General features: G+C 62.3%; 20 protein-coding genes. 11 read left to right on the forward strand and 9 right to left on the reverse strand.

Annotation, left to right across the window (positions count from 1 at the left end; genetic code table 11):
• Positions 1 to 56: 56 nt before the first annotated feature.
• Positions 57 to 932, reverse strand: coding sequence for a LysR family transcriptional regulator (locus LMG28727_RS13155; RefSeq protein ID WP_201642750.1), 876 nt, complete (start codon positions 930 to 932; stop codon positions 57 to 59).
• Positions 933 to 1,084: 152 nt separating this feature from the next.
• On the opposite strand from LMG28727_RS13155, the gene LMG28727_RS13160 reads away from it, so the two are divergent.
• From LMG28727_RS13160 to LMG28727_RS13185, 6 genes are all read left to right on the forward strand, one after another.
• Positions 1,085 to 1,519, forward strand: coding sequence for a VOC family protein (locus LMG28727_RS13160; protein WP_201642751.1), 435 nt, complete (start codon positions 1,085 to 1,087; stop codon positions 1,517 to 1,519).
• 374 nt (positions 1,520 to 1,893) lie between these two features.
• Entirely contained in the window at positions 1,894 to 5,259 is a 3,366-nt protein-coding gene (locus LMG28727_RS13165) for an efflux RND transporter permease subunit (protein WP_236591817.1), read from the forward strand.
• 35 nt (positions 5,260 to 5,294) lie between these two features.
• On the forward strand, positions 5,295 to 6,518 hold the full coding sequence (locus LMG28727_RS13170; protein ID WP_201642752.1) for an efflux RND transporter periplasmic adaptor subunit: 1,224 nt from the start codon (positions 5,295 to 5,297) through the stop codon (positions 6,516 to 6,518).
• A gap of 59 nt (positions 6,519 to 6,577) precedes the next feature.
• Positions 6,578 to 8,044 (forward strand): efflux transporter outer membrane subunit, encoded by a 1,467-nt coding sequence (locus LMG28727_RS13175; RefSeq protein ID WP_201642890.1) that lies wholly within the window; start codon positions 6,578 to 6,580, stop codon positions 8,042 to 8,044.
• Positions 8,045 to 8,121: 77 nt separating this feature from the next.
• Positions 8,122 to 8,808, forward strand: coding sequence for a heavy metal response regulator transcription factor (locus tag LMG28727_RS13180; RefSeq protein ID WP_074767774.1), 687 nt, complete (start codon positions 8,122 to 8,124; stop codon positions 8,806 to 8,808).
• Positions 8,805 to 10,262: a heavy metal sensor histidine kinase gene (locus LMG28727_RS13185; RefSeq protein WP_201642753.1), complete on the forward strand. Its 1,458-nt coding sequence runs from the start codon at positions 8,805 to 8,807 to the stop codon at positions 10,260 to 10,262. The genes LMG28727_RS13180 and LMG28727_RS13185 overlap by 4 nt, the downstream gene beginning before the upstream one ends.
• Here the strand turns inward: LMG28727_RS13185 and dinB are convergent.
• From dinB to LMG28727_RS13210, 5 genes are all read right to left on the reverse strand, one after another.
• Complete coding sequence (dinB, locus tag LMG28727_RS13190) at positions 10,229 to 11,395, reverse strand: DNA polymerase IV (protein ID WP_201642754.1); 1,167 nt, start codon at positions 11,393 to 11,395, stop codon at positions 10,229 to 10,231. The two genes, LMG28727_RS13185 and dinB, sit on opposite strands and share 34 nt — an antisense overlap.
• A gap of 125 nt (positions 11,396 to 11,520) precedes the next feature.
• Positions 11,521 to 12,183: a hypothetical protein gene (locus tag LMG28727_RS13195; protein WP_201642755.1), complete on the reverse strand. Its 663-nt coding sequence runs from the start codon at positions 12,181 to 12,183 to the stop codon at positions 11,521 to 11,523.
• A gap of 325 nt (positions 12,184 to 12,508) precedes the next feature.
• The gene (locus LMG28727_RS13200) at positions 12,509 to 13,096 is read right to left on the reverse strand and encodes a YceI family protein (protein WP_201642756.1); all 588 of its coding nucleotides are present in this window, start codon (positions 13,094 to 13,096) and stop codon (positions 12,509 to 12,511) included.
• 69 nt (positions 13,097 to 13,165) lie between these two features.
• Positions 13,166 to 13,753, reverse strand: a complete 588-nt coding sequence (locus tag LMG28727_RS13205) for a YceI family protein (protein WP_201642757.1) — start codon at positions 13,751 to 13,753, stop codon at positions 13,166 to 13,168.
• 115 nt (positions 13,754 to 13,868) lie between these two features.
• A complete protein-coding gene (locus LMG28727_RS13210) occupies positions 13,869 to 14,423 on the reverse strand; it encodes a cytochrome b (RefSeq protein ID WP_201642758.1) in 555 nt (184 codons plus the stop codon).
• Between the two features lie 212 nt (positions 14,424 to 14,635).
• On the opposite strand from LMG28727_RS13210, the gene LMG28727_RS13215 reads away from it, so the two are divergent.
• Together LMG28727_RS13215 and LMG28727_RS13220 are read left to right on the forward strand one after the other, a co-directional pair.
• Complete coding sequence (locus LMG28727_RS13215; protein WP_201642759.1) at positions 14,636 to 14,893, forward strand: hypothetical protein; 258 nt, start codon at positions 14,636 to 14,638, stop codon at positions 14,891 to 14,893.
• Between the two features lie 110 nt (positions 14,894 to 15,003).
• Positions 15,004 to 16,254 (forward strand): arsenic transporter, encoded by a 1,251-nt coding sequence (locus LMG28727_RS13220; RefSeq protein ID WP_201642760.1) that lies wholly within the window; start codon positions 15,004 to 15,006, stop codon positions 16,252 to 16,254.
• A 110-nt stretch (positions 16,255 to 16,364) separates the two neighbouring features.
• Here the strand turns inward: LMG28727_RS13220 and LMG28727_RS13225 are convergent, their stop codons facing one another.
• Positions 16,365 to 16,571 carry a hypothetical protein gene (locus LMG28727_RS13225; protein ID WP_201642761.1) on the reverse strand — a complete coding sequence of 69 codons (207 nt, stop codon included), beginning with the start codon at positions 16,569 to 16,571 and terminating at the stop codon, positions 16,365 to 16,367.
• 486 nt (positions 16,572 to 17,057) lie between these two features.
• Positions 17,058 to 17,705 carry a hypothetical protein gene (locus tag LMG28727_RS34170; RefSeq protein ID WP_236591819.1) on the reverse strand — a complete coding sequence of 216 codons (648 nt, stop codon included), beginning with the start codon at positions 17,703 to 17,705 and terminating at the stop codon, positions 17,058 to 17,060.
• A 58-nt stretch (positions 17,706 to 17,763) separates the two neighbouring features.
• Between LMG28727_RS34170 and LMG28727_RS13235 the strand changes: the two genes are divergently transcribed.
• From LMG28727_RS13235 to LMG28727_RS13245, 3 genes are all read left to right on the forward strand, one after another.
• Positions 17,764 to 18,057 (forward strand): EF-hand domain-containing protein, encoded by a 294-nt coding sequence (locus tag LMG28727_RS13235; protein WP_201642762.1) that lies wholly within the window; start codon positions 17,764 to 17,766, stop codon positions 18,055 to 18,057.
• A gap of 63 nt (positions 18,058 to 18,120) precedes the next feature.
• Entirely contained in the window at positions 18,121 to 18,834 is a 714-nt protein-coding gene (locus tag LMG28727_RS13240) for a response regulator (RefSeq protein WP_201642763.1), read from the forward strand.
• Positions 18,831 to 20,219: an ATP-binding protein gene (locus LMG28727_RS13245; RefSeq protein WP_201642764.1), complete on the forward strand. Its 1,389-nt coding sequence runs from the start codon at positions 18,831 to 18,833 to the stop codon at positions 20,217 to 20,219. The genes LMG28727_RS13240 and LMG28727_RS13245 overlap by 4 nt, the downstream gene beginning before the upstream one ends.
• A gap of 62 nt (positions 20,220 to 20,281) precedes the next feature.
• On the opposite strand, the gene LMG28727_RS13250 is transcribed toward LMG28727_RS13245, so the two are convergent.
• The gene (locus LMG28727_RS13250; RefSeq protein ID WP_201642765.1) at positions 20,282 to 20,548 is read right to left on the reverse strand and encodes a hypothetical protein; all 267 of its coding nucleotides are present in this window, start codon (positions 20,546 to 20,548) and stop codon (positions 20,282 to 20,284) included.
• Between the last annotated feature and the right edge of the window lie 326 nt (positions 20,549 to 20,874).

Raw genomic sequence — 20,874 nt, forward strand, 5'->3', positions numbered from 1 at the left:
CACTTGGCAATTCACGCAGCAGCACACTCTGCCGGCGACCTCGTCACGGTCGACAATCACCCGCCCGCCGCCGTCCCGATGCAATCGGCGAGCGCCTCCGTCACCGCCTGACGGCTATGGCGCGGACGCTGCACCAGCCCGATCTCTCGGTGAAAGGTCGCGTCGCCCAGTTCGAGCATCGCGACATTGGCCGGCCATTTGCCGAGCCCTACCGTATTCGGAATCAGCGCGACACCGATACCGCGTGCGACGAGTTGCACGATCGCCTGCAATTCGTCGAGTTCGATCACGTCATGCACATTCAGCCGCGAACGCCTCAAAAAGCGCTCGACCAGCCTGCCGCCAAACGACGTCCGGTCATAGCGGATAAACGGTTCGCTCTTCAGCAACTCACGCCACGAGGGCTGACTACGCGCGAGCTTCTTTGGCGCGAGCAGCACGAACGGCTCGTTGACGAGCGTGCGCCATTCGAGTTCGGACGGCAGCGCGAATGGCGGCTTGATGATGACGGCCAGATCGAGTTCGCCGGAATCGACTTGGCCCAGCAAACCCAGCGACACGCCAGGCACGACACGAATCCGCCAGCCGGGGCGGTCGTCGCGAAAGCTGGCCAGCGCGTCGGCGAGCAACGACACTTGCGCGGACGCTATCGCGCCGACCCGCAGCATGCCGCTTTCCGCCGCGCCGGTGTTGCGCTCGGAAAGCCGCGCGTAGAGCGTCATCATCTCTTCGGCGAGTGTGAGCGTTTCACGCCCCGCGTCGTTGAGCGTAGCGGAGCGGCCGGTGCGGTCGAACAGCGCGAAGCCAAGTTCCTCTTCGAGCCGCTGCATCTGCGCGCTGACAGCCGACTGCGTCAGCCCGATGCGCGCACCCGCGGCGGAGAATGTGCGGTACTGGCTGACGGCAATGAAGGTTTTGAGTTCGCTTAGCATGAATCGATTGATCGATTTTGGTGTTGGTCAGGTCAAATATATATCGTTTTTCATCATTTTTAATCATGGTTAGACTGGGCGTCTCATGCGTACGGCTTCGCGCCTGGCGCAGCTACCCGATCAAATCCACTCCCTCAGCGAGTTTTTCAATCATGAGCGTTGCCGAAAACGTTGTGCCGCCGTTCCATCTGGCGTTTCCTGTCCATAGCCTCGCCGCTGCCCGCGAGTTCTACGGCGAACTGCTCGGCTGTCCGGAAGGGCGCAGTTCGGAGGCGTGGGTCGATTTCAACTTCTACGGCCACCAGATCGTCGCGCACCTCGCGCCCGACGAAATCGGCCACCGTCAGACCAGCAAGGTCGACGGCGATGCGGTACCGGTCCGGCACTTCGGCGCGGTGTTGTCGATGGAGCAATGGCAGGCCGCTGCGGACAAGCTGCAAAGCGCGGGTATCGACTTCATCATCGAACCGCACGTGCGTTTCAAGGGCGAAGTCGGCGAACAGGCAACGATGTTCTTCCTCGATCCGTCGGGCAATGCACTGGAATTCAAGGCGTTTGCCGATATGTCGTCATTGTTCGCCAAGTAGCACGGCGCGAAATACTGCCGCGCAAAACGAAAAAGCTGCCCGACCGCACGGTCGGGCAGCTTTTTTTGTTTCATCTGACGCGCGAAGATTTGCTTTCCACGAATCAATCTGAAAGTATATTTCTCTATATTTCAGCAGGGCGCCGCCCCTCGCGCGGGGCAACATGCCACTAACCGCGCGTATCTTTCTTTAACAAACGTTTGCCTGCCGCCATTCATCTGCGGATACCGGCGGGTTCGAGCGGGCGAAAACGCTTACAACTACCTTCCTGACAATCTGGCCATTTTCGCGCCATGCAGGTGTTGGTGCTACCGATCTAGCATAAGCGCAGATTCACCCATCCCCCTCACCTGCATCCTCTCAGGCGCGTTTCAATGTGGATCGTCAACGTAGCGCTTAAACGGCCATACACGTTCATCGTGATGGCTATTCTGATCTTGCTGGCGACGCCGTTTGTGCTGTTCACCACGCCGGTCGACGTGCTTCCGGAAATCAACATTCCGGTGGTCAGCATTATCTGGTCGTACACGGGTCTGTCCGCTGAGGACATGGCCAACCGCATCACGTCGGTCAATGAGCGCAGTCTGACCACCACCGTCAACGACATCGAGCACATTGAGTCGCAATCGCTTGCCGGCATCGCGATCCTGAAGATCTTCCTGCAGCCGACTGCGAACATCCAGACAGCGATTGCGCAGACGGTGGCCGTCGAACAGGCGCAGTTAAAGCAGATGCCGCCAGGCGCAACACCGCCGCTGGTGATCAGCTACTCGGCGTCGAGCATTCCCGTGATCCAGCTTGGCTTGTCGAGCCCGAAGCTTTCCGAGCAATCGCTAAACGATACGGCGCTGAACTTCCTGCGTCCGCAACTCGTGACGATTCCGGGCGCGGCCGTGCCGTATCCGTACGGTGGTAAATCACGCCTGATTTCCGTCGACCTCGATACGCGCGCGTTGCTCGCAAAAGGCTTGACGCCCAGCGACGTGGTCAACGCGTTCAACGCGCAAAACCTGATTCTGCCAACCGGCACCGCCAAGATCGGGCCGAAGGAATACACGATCAACATGAACGGCTCGCCCGCCACGGTGGAAGGGCTGAACGACATCCCGGTACGCACGCTGAACGGCGCGACGACCTATCTGCGTGAAGTCGCGCACGTACGCGACGGTTTCTCTCCGCAGACCAATATCGTGCGTCAGAACGGCCATCGCGGCGTGCTGTTGTCGGTGCTGAAAAACGGCAGCGCGTCGACCCTGTCGATTGTCGATTCGCTCAAGGGCCTGTTGCCGGGCGCACGCGCCGCCTTGCCGCCGGACCTGACCATCACGGCGCTGTTCGACCAGTCGGTGTTCGTGAAGGCGGCGGTGCAGGGCGTGGTGCGTGAAGCGCTGATTGCCGCCGCGCTGACCGCCGCGATGATTCTGCTGTTCCTCGGTAACTGGCGCAGCACCTGCATCATCGCGATCTCGATTCCTCTGTCGATTCTCTCGTCGCTGATCGTGCTGCATGCGCTAGGGCAGACCATCAACATCATGACGCTCGGCGGGCTCGCGCTGGCCGTCGGGATTCTGGTCGACGATGCAACGGTGACGATCGAGAATATCGAACGGCATCTGCATATGGGCACCAATCTGCACGATGCGATTCTCGACGGTGCGGGCGAAATCGCGATTCCGGCACTCGTCTCCACGCTGTGTATCTGTATCGTGTTCGTGCCGATGTTCTTCCTGACCGGCGTCGCGCGCTATCTGTTCGTGCCGCTTGCCGAAGCCGTCGTGTTCGCGATGATCGCGTCGTACATTCTGTCGCGTACGCTGGTGCCGACGCTGGCCATGCTGTTCATGGGCCACGCGCACAAGCCGAAAGAGGGCGCGAAGCCGAACCTGTTCATGCGTCTGTATCAGCGCTTTGATCGCGGCTTCGAGCGCATGCGCGCCGGCTACATCATGATTCTGAGCAGCGTGCTGACCAGGCGCGGTGTGTTCGGCAGTGTGTTTCTGGGCTTCTGCGTGGTCTCGATGGGGCTGGTATTCGTGCTCGGCGAGGACTTTTTCCCAACCGTCGATGCCGGGGATATTCGACTGCACATGCGCGCGCCGACCGGTACCCGGATCGAAGAAACGGCCCGTCTGGCGGACCAGGTCGAGAACGTGATCCGCCAGGTCGTACCGCAGAAGGACCTCGGCACGATCCTCGATAACCTGGGTTTGCCGTATAGCGGTATCAATCTGTCGTACAGCAACTCGGGCACGATCGGCACGCTCGACGGCGAGATTCAGGTGGCGCTTAACGAAGACCACAAACCCTCGCAAATCTACATGGACAAGTTGCGCACGATCCTGCCGCAACGTTTTCCGGGCGTGGAGTTTTTCTTCCAGCCGGCCGACATCGTGACGCAGATTCTGAATTTCGGTTTGCCGGCCGCGGTTGACGTGCAGATTGCGGGTGCGGATCAGCAGGGCAACTTCGACGTTGCGCGCAAGCTGCTCAAACAGGTGCGGATGATTCCGGGCACGGTCGATACGCACATCCAGCAGAAACTGGACGAGCCCGTGATCAATCTTCAGATGGATCGCACACGCTTGCAGCAACTGAATCTGAACGCGAACAATGTGTCGCAGAACGTGCTGATTTCGTTGTCGGGCAGCTCGCAAACCTCGCCGGGATTCTGGTTCAACAACAAGAACGGCGTTGAATACCAGGTCGCGGTGCAAACACCGCAGTATCAGATTTCGTCGATCGACGAATTGCTGCGCACGCCGGTGTCGGCGACCACCAACGGGCCGACGCAATTGCTCGGCAATCTGGTGAGCGTGTCGCCGAAAAATCAGTTCGCGCTGGTCACGCACTACAACATCCGGCCCGTGATCGACCTGTATGTGAGCGTCGAGAATCGCGATCTGGGCAGCGTCGCGAATCAGGTCGACAAGCTCGTGAACAATGTGCGCGGCTCGCTGCCGCGCGGCAGTACGATCACCGTGCGCGGCCAGGTACAGACCATGCGCAGTTCGTTCTTTGGGCTGGGTCTCGGCGTGGCGATGGCGATCGTGCTGGTGTATCTGCTGATCGTGGTGAACTTCCAGTCGTGGGTCGATCCGCTGATCATCATCAGCGCATTGCCGGCGGCGCTCGCGGGCATCGTGTGGATGCTGTTCCTGACGGGCACGCATCTGAGCGTGCCGGCGTTGACCGGCGCGATCATGACGATGGGCGTGGCCACGGCCAACAGTATTCTGATGGTGGCATTCGCGCGGCAGCGGCTGCTGGGCGGTTCGCCTCCGCTTACCGCTGCGCTCGAAGCGGGCGCCAGCCGGATTCGTCCGGTGCTGATGACCGCGTTCGCGATGATCATCGGGATGATTCCGATGGCGCTGGGGTGGGGCGAAGGCGCCGAGCAGAATGCACCGTTGGGTCGCGCGGTGATTGGCGGCCTGCTGTTCGCAACGGTATCCACGCTGTTCTTCGTGCCGCTCGTGTTCGCCGCGATTCATTCGCGTCTGGCTCGCAAACATCGTAAGGATGGCGGCGATGACGATGGTGGCGGCAACGGCGGCGGTAACCACGGCGGCGACGGCGGCGGTCACGGCAACGACGGTGGCAGCGGCCATGAAGAGGGCAAACGCGACAGCGCCGGCCATGGCAACGAAGGCAAAGGCAGTGGCAATGGTGGCGACCGCGGCAATGGCGGTGCGGGTAACGAACCCGCGCCGGCCCACGGCGGCGCTATCCAGCCCGCGTAAAGATAAATGACGGCTGACTGAGATGGCTGACTGAGATGACCGAAAAAACTCATGCATCGCTAGCGATCCCCTCGCGAGAAACAGAAGGGGGGCACGCATTGCCGCCGCGCAATCGCGAATGGAAACGCGCGAAGATCGCGATCTGGATCGTGCTGGTGCTGCTCGCGCTGGGCGCATTGCGGACCGTCATCGCGAACGTGCTGCAAAGCCGTTCGACTGAGCAGACCACGCGCCAGAATGCCACGCAATACGTGAACGTCGTCACGCCGACGCAGACCGAAGGCAGCGGCAACACGCTGTTGCCAGGCACGTTGCGCGGTTTTGTCGAGTCGCCGATCTACGCACGCTCCACCGGTTATCTGCTGCACTGGTACGCCGATATCGGCGCGCGCGTGAAGCAGGGGCAATTGCTCGCCGAACTCGACACGCCGGAAATCGATCAGGAACTCGCGCAGGCATTGGCGCAGCGTCAACAAACCAGTTCGAGCCTGGGGCTTGCCAAAAGCTCGCTGGATCGCTGGCAGCAATTGCGTCAACGCGATGCGGTGTCGCAACAGGAACTCGACGAACGGCAAAGCACGTATGCGCAGGACGTCGCCAACCTCGCCGCCGCCGATGCCAACGTGAAACGTCTGCAGCAACTCGAATCGTTCAAGCGCATCGTCGCGCCGTTTGCGGGCGTGGTCACGCAGCGCAACGTCGACGTCGGCGACCTGATCGACGCAGGCAGCGGCACCAGCCGGGCGCTGTTCGCGCTGGCGCAGTCGGACCCATTGCGGGTCTACGTGCAACTGCCGCAGGCGTACGCGCAAAACGTGTCGGTCGGACAGAACGTCGTGGTCACGCAGGCTGAATTGCCGGGGCAGCAGTTCCACGGCACGATCACGCACATTTCCGGCGCGATCGACGTGCCCACCCGCTCGCTGCAGATCGAAGTCACGCTGCCGAATCCCGACAGCAAGCTGCGTCCCGGCGCGTATGTCCAGGTCGCGGTGCCGGCCGTGGCGCACGCGCGGCTGATGGTGCCTGGCAACGCACTGCTGTTCCGTGCCGAAGGTCCGCGGGTCGCGGTGGTCGACAGTAAGGGTACGGTAGCATTGCGCAAGATCGTGATCGCGCAGGATCTCGGCCTGTCGCTCGAAATTGAGAGCGGGATCGAGCCGAACGACAAGGTCATCATCAATCCGAGCGATTCGGTCGCGGACGGCGACCACGTGCAGATCGCGCCGCAGCAGCCGAACGGCAAGGGGGCGTCGTGAAGTACGCGGGCCCACGCCGGAAGATCACCGCGTTGACGGGCGCGGCGAGCCTTGCGGGGATGGCGCTGTCGCTGGCCGCGTGCACGGTCGGGCCGGACTATGCACGGCCGCAGGCCGAGGTGCCGCCCACCTGGCAAACCGATTCGTACTGGCGCGTCGCCACGCCGTCGCACGCGCCGGTGTCGCCGGACTGGTGGAGCAGCTTCGGCGACCCGATGCTCGGCACGCTGGAGAGCCAGGCGCTCGCGCAGAACCAGACGCTGGTCGCGGCCAGCGCGCATTATGCGCAGGCCAGGGCGACGCTGGCCAATACCAGCGCGCAGCAGATTCCCGAAGTCGATTTTGGCGCGCAGGCGTCACGCTTCCGGATTTCGCAAAACCGGCCGCTGACCAATTACGACACGCCGACCATGTCGACGGTACAGAACAACGTGCAGCTCGGCCCGACCATCAACTACGACACCGATCTATTCGGCCGGATACGTCGTGAGGTGGAGGGCGCGAAGGCGTCGGCGGAACAATCGGCCGACGATCTTGCGAATGCGCGGCTGGTGCTCACCACCGATCTCGCCACCGACTATTTTTCGCTGCGCGAGCTCGACTCCGAGATCGACGTGCTGAACCAGGCAGTACAGCTGCAGCAGAAGGCGCTCGACTACGTCACGTCCGAACACGATCTCGGTTCGGTGTCGGGACTCGACGTGCTGCAACAGAAATCGCTGCTCGATTCGACTCGCGTGCAGGCGCAACTGCTGCTGAACCAGCGCGCGCAGTTCGAGCACGCGATTGCCGCGCTGGTGGGCGTGCCTGCGCCGCAGTTCGCGATCGCACCGAAAGTACTCGACGTGAAAGTGCCGTCGATTCCCCTCGGCGTGCCGAGCGACGTGCTGCAACGGCGGCCCGATATCGCGTCGGCGGAACGTGCAATGGCGGCGGCTAACGCGCAGATCGGCGTCGCCAAGGCGGCGTTTTTTCCGAGCTTGACGCTGACGCCGAGCATCGGCTGGGAAAGCACGCAGTTCGCGAGCCTGTTGAGTGCGCCGACGCTGATGTGGACGCTTGGTGCAGCGGTAGGCCAGGTATTGTTCGACGGCGGCCGCCGTGCGGCCAACGTCAAATATGCGAGCGAGGGCTACAAGGCGACCGAGGCGAATTACCGTCAGACCGTGCTGAGCGCGTTCCAGCAGGTGCAGGACGGCATTACCGGCCTGTCGGTGCTGGACGGCGCGGCAAGCCAGTCGCACGAAGCCGTGGCCGACGCGCAGCGTTTGTTGTCGCTCGCCAATGACCGCTATTCGGGTGGCCTCGTCGCGTACCTCGACGTGATTACCGCGCAGCAGTCTCTGCTGACCAGCGAGCGCCAGGATGTGCAGATTCACGGCCAGCAGATGACGCTGTCGGTGTCGCTGGTGAAGGCGCTCGGCGGCGGCTGGGAGGTGGGCACGGACGTGTCCAGTTCAGCGGGCCAGCCACCCGCCAACCCGCAACCCAACGAGTCGAAGGAGGCGATGGCTCCCGCACGGTGAGCCACGCACATGATGGATGCCCGCGAGCCGGAGGAAATTCAGAGCGTTTCGTATAATGCAAATTCAAGGGGACGCGCATGAAATTGCTGATTGTTGAAGACGAGCACAAGGTCGTGGACTACTTGCGTTCCGGTTTGACAGAGCAGGGCTGGGTGGTCGATATCGCTCTCGACGGTGAGGAGGGCATGCATCTTGCCACCGAGTTCGATTACGACGTGATCGTCCTCGACGTGATGCTGCCCAAGCGCGACGGCTTCAGCGTGCTCAAGGCGCTGCGCATGCGCAAGTCGACCCCGGTCATCATGCTGACCGCCCGCGATCATGTGAACGACCGCGTGCGCGGCCTGCGCGAAGGCGCGGACGACTACCTGACTAAACCCTTCTCTTTTCTGGAACTGGTTGAACGGCTGCACGCGCTGGCGCGTCGCACGCGTTCGCAGGAATCCACACTGATTTCGGTCGGCGATCTGTTCGTCGATCTGATCGGCCGCCGCGCGACCCGCGACGGCGTGCGCCTCGATCTGACCGCCAAGGAATTTCAGTTGCTGAGCGTGCTGGCCCGCCGGCAAGGCGACATTCTGTCGAAGACGGCAATTACCGAACTTGTCTGGGACGTCAATTTCGACAGCCACACCAACGTGGTCGAGACCGCGATCAAACGATTGCGCGCGAAACTCGACGGGCCGTTCCCGTCGAAATTGCTGCACACCGTGCGCGGCATGGGCTACGTACTCGAAGTACGCGAGGAGGCGGAACAATCATGAACCGGTCGATCGCCCGCCGTCTTGCGTTGATGTTCGCGTGTGTCGCGCTGTTCGTGTTCACGCTGGTCGGCACCGGCCTGTTCCTCGTATTGCGCACGCAACTCGAACATCATTTGCGCGAGTCGCTGGACGACCGCACGCAGATCGCGAAGATCATCGTCTATCACGCAGTGACGCCGGAAAAGTGGCGGATGGTCCGCGAAAAACTCACCGACATGACGCCGCACGACAGCAGCACGGTGTACGCGGCGACCAGCGCGGACACCGGTTTCCATTATGGCCAGCCGGTGGTGGGCACAGTGGTGCGTAGCTGGCCGGGCGGCTATCAGCGCGTGACACCTGCCGACGGCGGCCCCGACATGCTGATCGCCACGATGACGATACCGGCCAACGCCGCGCGTCCAACGGTGCAGTTGCAGGTGGGCGTCAGCTATTCGCCGAACGTGCGGACCATGCGCGTGTTCGGCTCGGCGCTCGCCGCTTTATCGGCGCTCGGCAGTCTTGCCGTGCTGCTGCTCAGCTACTCGGTCACGCGCATCGGCCTGGAGCCGCTCACACGATTGACACGCGACGCATCGGCGGTGAGCCCGAATAATCGCTCGCAGCGTCTGAATACCGCGTCGCTGCCGCTCGAACTGAACGACCTGGCCAATTCGTTCAATGGCGCACTCGAAAGACTGGACGGCGCGTATGGCCGGCTCGAATCGTTCAACGCGGACGTTGCGCATGAGTTGCGCACGCCGGTGACCATTCTGATCGGCCAGACCGAAGTCGCGTTGACGCGCAGCAATCGCACCGTCGACGATCTGCGCCATACGCTGCAATCGAATCTCGAAGAGTTCGAACGCATGCGCGCGATCATCAACGACATGTTGTTCCTCGCACGCGCCGATCAGGGTGAACGCGCGACGGGACTGATCGAGGTATCGCTGGCGGCAGAAGTCGCGCATACGCTGGAGTTTCTGGAAATTCCGCTCGAAGAAGCGCGCGTGCATGCCAGCTTGCACGGCGATGCGATGTCGCGGGTGAACCGTTCGCTGTTTGGCCGCGCGTGTACGAATCTGCTGATGAACGCGATCCAGCATTGCGAGCCGGGTGCTGCGATCAGCGTGACGATCGTGCGTGAAGATGAACATGTGCGCGTGGAGGTCGCCAATCCTGGTGAGCCAATTCCGCCGGACACGCTCGAACATCTGTTCGACCGTTTTTATCGCGCGGAAGTCTCGCGCACGAATAGCCGCGAAAATCACGGGCTCGGTCTGGCCATCGTGAAGGCGATTGCTGAGATGCATCGCGGCAAGGTGACAGCGCAGAGCGCGGACGGGATCAATACGTTTTCGTTTTCGGTCGCGGCGTCGCAGGCAGACAGCGGCGTACACGTGTTGCGCGCGGATGCCGCCGCGGCGACAGAATCGGCCGGTTATTCGTCGCTGGCAAAAGGCAAGTCGGCCTGAACCGGCAGGCGCGGTTTGGGCACGACCGCGCCCACCGGCGTCAATGCGCTCACGCGCACGCCAAGCAGCCGCAGCTTGCGGTTCAATTCCACCCTGCGTAGGCACTCGGTTGCCGCGCGCCGGATTTCGGTGGCGTCGGCGGTGGGTTCGTCCAGCGTCAGATCGCGCGTGACCGTGCGGAAATCGTCGTAGCGCAGTTTGATCCCCACCGTGCGTCCCACATAACCTTTGCGCACGAGGTCTTCGGCGACCCGCACGCACAGTCCGGTGAACGCGCTGGATAATGCCGGGCGGTCGTGACGCGGATGCAGATCGCGCTCGAAGGTCGTCTCGCGGCTCATCGATTTCGGCTCCGATTCGACCACCACCGGCCGCTCGTCATGCCCTTGGGCGATCTGCATCAGCCATGCCGAATAGCTGCGGCCAAAATTGTCCTGGAGCAAGCCCGCGTCGGCGGCGGCCAGATCGCCGACGGTGGCGAGCCCCAGCAGCGTCAGTTTTTCCGCGGCTTTCGGCCCGATGCCGTTGACCTTGCGCACGGGCAGAGGCCATACGCGCAACGGCACGTCGTCGGGTGTCAGGATCGTCAGGCCGTCGGGTTTGTCCAGTTCGGAGCCGATTTTCGCCAGCAACTTGTTCGGCGCGACGCAGATCGAGCAGGTGAGACCCGTGGCCTGATTGACCGCCTGTTTGATACGCGCGGCGATCTCGCGCGGCTCGCCCGGCAACTCGGTCAGATCGAGGTAGATTTCATCGATTCCCCGGTCCTCGATACGGTCCGTGAACTCCGCCACCGCGGCTTTGAACACACGCGAGTAATGGCGGTACGAATCGAAGTCGGTGGGCAACAGGATCGCGTCCGGCGCGAGCACGGCGGCCTTCATCATGCCCATCGCCGAAAATACGCCGAGCGCGCGGGCCTCGTACGTGGAGGTGGTGACGACACCGCGCCCCGCGTAATCGCGCAATCGGGCAAAGCGCAGCGTGCCGTCTTCGAGCTTTTCCGGTACGGCGTCGCGGCCGCCGCCAATCACCACCGCCTGGCCACGCAGTTCCGGATAGCGCAATAGCTCGACGGACGCGTAGAACGCGTCCATGTCGAGGTGGGCTATGCGGCGGCTGGCAGAAGTCATGGTCAATCGAAAACGGATGGCGTGAGCAGTGGCGGCGCGGCGCTCCGCGAGCCGTCTGCCAAACCGTAATCTTACCTTGCTCCACCGCGCCAGGTGCCTGGGTCAGTGGCCTGCGCGGCCGCCGCTCAGAACCGGTAGCTCAAGCCGATCTGCACCGCCGGATAGAGCCGGTAACGCGCCAGCCTGTTGCTGATGCTCTGCTGTTCCTGGTCGATATTGGCTTGCGACGTCAGCGTCGAATAAATGGCCGGCACGTAATACGTCGTGCTCGGACGGCCGTACGCGACGCCGAGATCGAATGTCAGGCCAAAGCCTTTCGACACGGGTTTGTGGCCGTAACCAATACCGACATACGGCATCACACGCGGTAACGTCGCGGTCGCCGACGGCGCCGCGCCCACGGCCGGCACGAAGTCGTCGCCGATCTTGAACTCACCTTGCGCGTTCGGCTGCGCTTGTGCGCTCAGCTGGTTGTCGTTGATCAACGCGCCGGCCGTCACACGAAATCCGCTCGATGGAATCGGGAACAGGTCGAGGTAGGCGCCGCCTTGCAGCAGCTTGAGATGGCCGTCGTAGCGGTTGCCGTCGGCGTTGAATGAATGAGACAGGCTGAAGCCTTCAATCTCCGCATGGACGCCGCTCCATGAATTCAACGGTAGCGCCGCCCCGATACCGACGCCGAGCGTGCCGCCGTGAACGTAGATTTCCTGCGCGTGAACAGTGCCGGACAGCACGATCGCGGCTGTCGCGATCAGCGCGACCGGAACCGCATTTTTTACCCATTGCATCGTACTGTCTCCAGACAAGAACCATTCGCTTGCCGACGACTTTACGACCGGGTGATGCGCTTCAATGAAGGGAAAAGCAGGCGCTTGAGGCGGTTGTTTGCGCTCAAGTTTTGCCGGGAGATGAAACCGGAAGGAATGACCTGTAAGTCCTGCCAAACCGCCGATTCAATCCGGCGTTCCGCGCAGAACAGGCCTTGTTTCAGGGGCTATCCGGCGAAAGAGGGCGGGCCAGAGGAAGCAGGGTGCGGCAACGTGATCGGTCTTTTCAACCCATTGCCGCAACCCTGAGATCAGCTAAACATCCGCCGAAAAAAAGCCCGCAGATTTACTGCTTGATACCTTCAGCCTGGATATGCAACGTGGTCTTCATCTTGAAGCCGTACGCCTTGCCGAAGTCGACGCCGAAGTCGTCACGGTTGAACGTCGCGGTCGATTCCGTGCCGCACACTTCGCGCTTGAGCATCGGGTTCGTGAAGCACTTGAACGATTCGATCTTCAGGTTGACCGGCTTCGTGATGCCGTGCATGGTCAGCGTGCCGATCACTTCCACCGGCGTGTCGCCGTCGAAGCGGATCGACGTGCCTTTGTACTCGGCGGTCGGGAATTTCGCGGTGTCGAAGAACTTGTCGGTGACGAGTTCGGCGTCGAGCTTGTCGTTGCCGATGTCCACCGAGTTCATGTCGATCGTCACGTCAACCGTGCCGGTTTTTGCTGCGCGGTCCAGCACCACGGTGCCGCTGCTCTTCTTGAACTTGCCGCGCCAGATCGACACGCCGCCGAAGTGGTCGGTCTCGAAGCTCGGGTACGTGTGGGTCGGATCGAGCTGATACGTGTCGGCAGCCATCGCGCTGATTGCGTTGAACGACAGTGCAGCGGCGAGTGCGCCGGTGGCGAGCATGAATTGCTTTTTCAAGATGTACTCCAGGTTTCAGAAAACTGCTGCGACGCTTCGGTCAAGTGCGGTTAAGGGTATTTAAGCGCGTTACTTTTTCGAAGCGACAAGATGAAATTTGATGACGACTTCGTCGGCGACAACCGACGTGTCTTTCCATTCGCCGGTGCCGACGTCGAACTGCGAACGCTTGATCGGCACCGAGCCGTCGAAGGTTTGCGTGCCGCCCTGGCTGGCGATGCTGACCGGCACGACGATGGTTTGCGACTTGCCCTTGATGGTGAGCTTGCCGGTGATTTTGTACTGGTTGCCGCCAGCCGGCGCAATTGCGCTGGAGACGAAAGTCGCGCTCGGGAAGGTGGCGCTGTCGAACCATTCCTTGCCTTGCGCCTGCTTGTTGTAGTCGTCCGCGCCGAGGTCGTAGCTCGCGGTGTCGATTGTCACGTTTGCGCTGCCGGCGGTCGGCTTTGCCGGATCGAAATTCAGTTGCGCTGAGAACTTTTTGAACTTGCCGTCGACGGGCACGTTCATCTGTTTCGTCGTCGCAATCACGCTGCTTTTGCCGAGGTCGACGTCGGCGTGCGCGAGGCTCACGCCGAATAGGGAAAGGGCGGCGATGCCGGCGAGCGTCACGCGCTGAGCGCGTTGACTGACAGAGTGAAAGACGGTCGGTTTCATGGTGGTACGCATCCTATCGAACCCCTGTGCGTTAATTGCGCACTGAGGGGAATTAGATTGCCAACGGGCGGGAGCCAATCCGGCATCAATCGCTGGCCACACGTGGGTCACTGCATCACTTCAAAAACGGAATCATCCGCGCGAGCAATCCGTCGCGGTCGAGCAGTTGATGCTTCAGCGCCGCGGCGACATGCATGACGACGAGCGCCAGCAGGGTGTAATTCAACAGCACGTGGACCGTGCGCAGCGTCGCTTTCAATGCCTGATCGGGGCCGATGATGGTCGGCAGCGGCACGATGCCGAGATACACGACCTGAATGCCGGCGGCCGAGCTATAGAAATAGCCGGACAACGGAATGGCCAGCATCAGCAGATACAACAGGCCATGCACCGCATGGGCGGCAGCCTTCTGCCATGCCGGTGTGGCGCGCTCGAGCGGCGGTGCGCGGTGCGTGGCGCGCCACAGCACGCGCAGCACGGCGAGTACGAAGACCGTGACGCCGATCCACTTGTGCCACGAAAAGTACTTCAGCTTGGTTGGCGTGAACCCGGGAATATCGGTCATGATCCAGCCGATATAGAAGCCGCAGATAATCAGCGCCGCAATCAGCCAGTGCAGCGCAATGGCAATACCGTTGTAATGTTCTGAATCAGCGGGACGTGATGTCATGGTGTGCTCATGGATCGCGGGGTAGGGCGAGTGAATGCGAATGGTAGGGAGGCCAATGAAAACTGAATAGGCGGGGAGAAGGGAACAGATTGTTGTCGCTGTGACGTTAATAGCGCTTGAATCGATCGGCGCCGGCAGTGGGCCGACCAATATCGGCAGGACACAGCGCTGTGGTAATTTGCCGGTTAAATTGAGACGAGGGCGGTCCATCCATGAGTAGCAGCGGAAAGCACCCAGCCGCGCCCGGCGCGGATTTCTTGCGGCACGGCAATCACGGTCGCAGCGACAGTCACAACGCCAACGACAGCCATAACGCCAACGACAGCCATAACGCCAACGCAGACAACGCAGACAACGCAGACAACGCAGACAACGCAGACAACGCAGACAACGACAACGCAGACGACGCCGCGCCGGCTTCGACGAGCGTCGAAGGTTACATGAACCCGGCCGCATCCACGCAGGTGTGAGCGCGCGGGCACAGCGCTTGCAATCCCGGGCGCGGGTCGTAATGATTCATGCGTGACATCGTGCTCGGGCATCGCGCCCGCAGACCAACAAAAAATCCAGGGCTTACGCTGTGAATTCCGTCTTTCTGTCTTGGGGCATTGCCGCCATCGCCACCGCAGGCGTCATCACCAGGCCGTTCAAGTGGCCCGAGGCGGTGTGGGCGGTCGCCGGTGCGCTGCTGCTGGTGCTATTCGGACTGTTGCCGGTTCATCTGGCAATCGAGGCGATCGGCAAAGGCACCGACGTTTATCTGTTCCTGTTCGGGATGATGGTGCTGTCTGAAGTGGGCCGCAGAGAAGGATTGTTCGACTGGGTCGCGGTGCTCGCGGTGAACCACGCGCAGGGTTCGCCGCGCAAGCTGTTCGTGCTGGTGTATCTGGTTGGCGTGGTGATCACCGCGTTTCTGTCGAACGACGCCACCGCCGTCGTGCTCACGCCCGCCGTGTTTGCCGCTGCCAAAAAAGCGAAGACGCCGCCGCTGCCGTTGCTGTTTGTCTGCGCGCTGGTCGCCAATGCAGCGAGTTTCGTGCTGCCGATTTCCAATCCCGCCAACATCGTGCTGTACGGCAATCACACGCCCGCGCTCGGCGCGTGGCTGGTGCGCTTCACGTTGCCGTCGGTGCTGTCGATCGTCGCCACGTATGCGATGTTGCGCTGGACCCAGCGCGACGCGCTCGCCGGATCCTGCGAGGCGAATCTCGACGCGGTCGAGCTGTCGTCGAGCGGACGGGTGGCACTGGCGGGGATCGCGGTGACGGCGGTGGTCCTGCTGACCGTGTCCGCATACGACATCGCGCTCGGTTTGCCCACCGCGATTCTAGGCGCACTGACCGCGCTGGTCGTGCTGATCCAGGAGCGCAAATCGCCGCTGCCAATGATCCGCGAAATCTCGTGGAGCGTGCTGCCTCTCGTCGCCGCGCTGTTCGTGCTGGTGCAGATGCTCGATTACACCAGCGTCATCACCACGCTCGCCACGGTGCTGCGCCGCGCGACCGAACATAACGAAGTGGCGACCGCAGGTTGGGCGGGCGCGATCATCGCGTTCGGCAGCAATCTGATGAACAACCTGCCCGCCGGCTTGATCGCCAGTTCGACGGTGATGCAGGCGCATAGCCCGGAGCGGGTGATCGACGCGCTGCTGATCGGCGTCGATCTCGGTCCGAATCTGTCGATTACCGGCTCGCTCGCAACCATCCTGTGGCTCAACGCGATCCGCCGCGAGGGCGAGGATGTGAGCTTCATGAAGTTTCTGAAAGTCGGCGTGCTGGTCATGGTGCCCGCGCTGGTGCTGGCGCTGGGGGCACGGGTTCTGACTGGCTGAATGAGCGGCTGAAATGAGCGGTGAACGTTGGCTTCGTTTGAAGCCGAAGGACCGACGTCGTCTCGACGTTGTCTATCTCAGGCGGTGCGGATTCAACCCGCGATTCAGATTCAAGCCGTTTGCCGCGATTCGGCCAGCGACCGCAATGTCGCTTCGAGCCGTGCGACGCGTTCACGTTGCGCCGGCATCATCGCCGACCGGTGCAGGGCAACTAGGCGCTTATGCCAGTACGACAGCGGAAAGCGATCACGCGTGGTGATTTTGCCGAACACGAGTTCAAGGTGGGCAATCTCTTTGTCTATGTCCTGATAACTCATCTGATGTATCCGCAAAGTGGCCTGGCAAGGAGGCACCTCGAGGTGCGTTCGAGCCGGATAGCTGGGCGGATGAGTACGCAACGAGCGCACAGATCCGAGGTTTATCTTCGTATGCCCAGCAAATCGCGTTCCCATTGCGCATAGCAGGCATGGATGCCAGTTTTTCCCGACGCGCGAATCGTCTGCGGTTTGCCGCCGGAGTCCGCGGGCATGGCCATTGATGCGCGTCGGCGTCTCAAACGAGGTAAAAGCGGCAGCGGAATCAGTGCGTCGACACCCTTGAACCCATCGACTGATCGATCGTTCAACCATGTACGCGGTGCAGGAACGACACGGTGTCGTCGCCACGTACATTGACTATTCATCAGGACAACGGGAATTCACCAGGCGGTCTCGCCTGACGTATGCCCTATGCTGAGTCAGAGGTCGCAGCCGTCATCCACCTGTCAGATACGGAAGCGGTGAGCTTGCACGCGCCCACCCGCTTTAGCGCGGCACCGCTGTGGCCGGCTGCGAGCAGGTGACGCTCGGGGCGGTCGTTGCTGCATGGTTCGTCGGCGCGGGCACGACGATGGTGGTGTGCATGGGCAGCGGCTTGACGGGCGGCGCGTAGATCGCCGGAGCGGGCATATAGACCACCGCGCGGGCGGCCGCCATCGATGAGCAGGTGAGTCCTAAAACCGTAAAAGTAGAAGCGCAGGCAAGACGGATAGTCACTGGGTACTCCTGATACGTAAGACGGTGCGTCTTCGGTTGAAGAAGCGGCCAGGTGGCCGGGCTTTGCATGAAGCCTGACCATTGGATTGAGCGCTCGTGGCGCGGCGCCGGCGCGTGGCCGTTGCAGCATTTGCAGCGCCGGCCGACGAAAGCAGAAAACGAAAACAGCAAACGGACGATACGCAAAGCGCGGGCATAACGACACGCCAAACTCATTTCATCCGATGTCACGCGCAGCGGCCGTCGCAGCGTCGATATGAATGAAGCGGGCGCCGCATGCGGGTTATCCGCCGGTGGCGCCAACGTCAGCGCGGTCAGCCCGCTCGTCGCCCACGCTTGCTGATCCGCCGTGACATCAGTCGACATGATTGCCCAATTGCCATCCGTCGTCGGCTGGCCAAGAATGCGGCCTGTCATCGAACGGATCGCGGCACGAAGCAGGCGACGCCCGATGGCGCGATTGAAGGAGTCAGTCATGAAGAAGTTGCTCGCCGCCGTGTTGCTGTGCTGTGCGTCCACCGTCACGTTTGCCCAGGCCGTTGCGCCGCAGGGCGGCAATCCGCAGCGGATGGAACGGATGGTCCAGCAGTTGCAAACCCGCTTTGCCACCGCGAATACCACGCACGATCGCAAGCTCACCAAAGATCAGGCCGCTGCCGGCATGCCGATGGTCGCGAAACATTTCGATGAAATCGACGCGCAGAAGGCGGGCTACATCACGTTGCCGCAGATCGAGGCATTCGTGCAGGAACGCGCGGCAGCGCACTGAAACGCGCGCCATTTGCTCAGGATTGCGGTATTTTCTGGAATGCCAGAATCGAGGAGCTTTCGGATGGATCGCCCCGCCAAAATCATCGTGCTTGACGACGAAGTCGAACTGCGCAACATGCTGCAGCGGTTTCTGCGCAGCCACGGTTTCGACGTGCGCGTCGCCGAAGACAGCAAGCGTCTGGACCGTTATCTGGAGCGCGAACCGTTCGATCTGCTGGTACTCGATCTGATGATCGGTGAAGAGAACGGCCTCGAAATCTGCGCACGCCTCAGAGAGCAGGGGCAGACGCTGCCCATTCTGATGCTGACCGCGAAGGGCGATCCGCTCGACCGCGTGGTCGGCCTCGAAACCGGTGCCGACGACTATCTCGCCAAACCGTTTCTGCCGCGCGAACTGGTGGCGCGTATCAATGCGCTGTTGCGCCGCCAGAAGATCGCATCGGGCGATGTCACCGTGACCTCGCAAAGCGTGCGCTTCGGCAACTTCACGGTCGATGTCGGCAAACAGCAGCTTGCGCGCGCGGGCGAGTTGCTGGAGATTCATTCCGCGCAGATGTTGTTGCTGGTTGCGCTCGCGTCGTCGCCGAACCGCCCAGTCAGCCGCGACAATCTGCTCGCGCGCGCACGGGGCCGCGACCACGATGCGCTCGATCGCAGCATCGACGTGCAAGTGTTGCGGCTGCGGCAGATCGTCGAGGACGATCCGTCCAAACCGCGTTTCATCAAGACCGTGTGGGGCGTCGGCTACATGCTGGTGGCCGACGTCGATTCATGACCCGTCCGCTGCTGCGCAGGCTGCTGCCGAGAACACTGCTGGCGCGCAACATCGTGCTGCTGATCGTGCTCGTGATGCTGAGCCAGATCTGCTCGATCGCGGTGCTGCTGCATTACGTGCAGCGGCCTCGCGTCGAGCGCGCGGCGACCGTGTTCGCCACCTACGTGACGACGCTCGACAGCGTGCTCGAAGCCACGCCGGCGCGCGCGCGTGCCGCGCTGACGACGCGCCTCGATGCCCGCGCGCAACTGCCTGCCGGGGCCGCCGAAGAACCGCCGCCGAATGTCGCGCGGGCGTATCGCACGTATCAGCGCGACCTGTTTCTCGACAGCCTGCGCGCGCATCTGCCCGCCGATATGCCGGCGCGCTGGCAAACCGAAGGCGGTCAGCGTCTGTGGATCCGGATGCACGCGCCTACCGACGCGCCGAACGCGCCGTACTGGATCGCGCTGCCGATCCCCGAGGACGCGCAGGGCAGCGGGCTCGAAGCGGCGATCGTGCTGTCGCTCGGCCTGGGCATTCTGGCCGCGCTGGCCGGTTATGCAATCCAGCTTCACCTGAACGAGCCGCTGCAGGAACTGGCGCGCGCGGCGCGCCATGTGAGCGCCGGCAAAACGCCCGCACCGTTGCCGACCGACGGCCCCACCGAAATCGCTGCCGTGAGCCGCGCTTTCAACCAGATGACGCAGACGTTGCAGGAGGCCGAGGCGACCCGCGCGTTGATGCTGGCCGGCATCTCGCACGACATCCGCACGCCGCTGACCAAGCTGCGCCTCTCGATGGCGATGGCAATGCCCGACGGCAGCGACAGCAGTTTCGTGGTCGCCGCCGAGTCCTATCTCGATCAGATCGAGACGATCCTGCAGCAGTTCATGGACTACGCAGGCAGTGGCGAACGTGAGGCGCCGCAGCCCGGCGATCTGAATGCGCTGATCGAACGGTTAGCGGGTGACTTCGCGGGGCTGGGGCATGAGTTCGAGTTGTCGCTGACGAAGCTGCCGGCGCTGGGCTATCGGCCGATCAGCATGATGCGGCTTCTGATGAATCTGATGCAGAACGCGATTGTGTACGGGAAGACGGGGCTGGCGGTGCGAAGCTGGGTGGCCGCAGACGTGAGCCTGAAGGCCGGAGGCGCTGCGAAACAAGGGCAAACGGTGATTGTCGCCGTCGGCGATCGTGGCAACGGTCTGTCCGCGCAGGAACTGGAGCAACTGAAAGCGCCTTTTCAGCGTGGCCGCAATGCCCGCTCGCATAGCGGCGGCACCGGGTTAGGGCTGTCGATCGTCGAGCGGATCGCGCGGCTGCATGGCGGCAGCCTGCAGTTTCATGCCCGTGACGGCGGCGGACTGGAGGTCTGGGTGGTGTTGCCAATCAAGGCCGCATGAAGGCCGCCTGAAGGCCGCGTGACGCCTCTGAACCCAACGCGAGGATGCCGCGCTGTCACGACTCACTCGCGGTCCAGCCACGCATCCAGACCGACGCGGAACGCCACGCCCGCGATCACCGGCACGGTCAGCATCAGGATGATGCCGAAGTTCGCAATCGGGTCGCCGTACATGATCGTGCTGTACAGCACGACGGTCGCCACGATCGCGAAAACCACGAAGCCGACCGCGACCATCATCAGATTGCGCACGGTCACCGTCAGCGTCTTGCGTTTGGCCACGGCTGGCTTGGTGCTGGCAGGGGAAGCGTCGTCGTGTTGGGCAGGCATGATGGGTCTCGTAGCTGAAAACAATCCGTAAGACGTGCAATGAAGGCCGTTCGCGACACGGGTCGCAATGAAGGCGCGCGACCGGCATCATAACCGCACGCGCTGGCGCTCCGCAGATCGGCTCGTGCGAGCCGTCGTTGATTCGACGATCCTGCGGAGAGGGACGCTGCGCTCATGTTGAACGGGAAGCCGGGGCCGGCGCGCGGCCGCTCTTTGCATCAATATAAGCCGCATTGCCGGTAGCGGGATGAAATGTGCGATTTGCGTGTGCACGGGGTCCGCTGCGTCCGCTGCGCGTCGCTGAAACTGTCCCGCGCGGCGCCGGC

Origin of the sequence: Paraburkholderia metrosideri, from assembly GCF_904848625.1 — a bacterium.
Taxonomy (GTDB): domain Bacteria; phylum Pseudomonadota; class Gammaproteobacteria; order Burkholderiales; family Burkholderiaceae; genus Paraburkholderia; species Paraburkholderia metrosideri.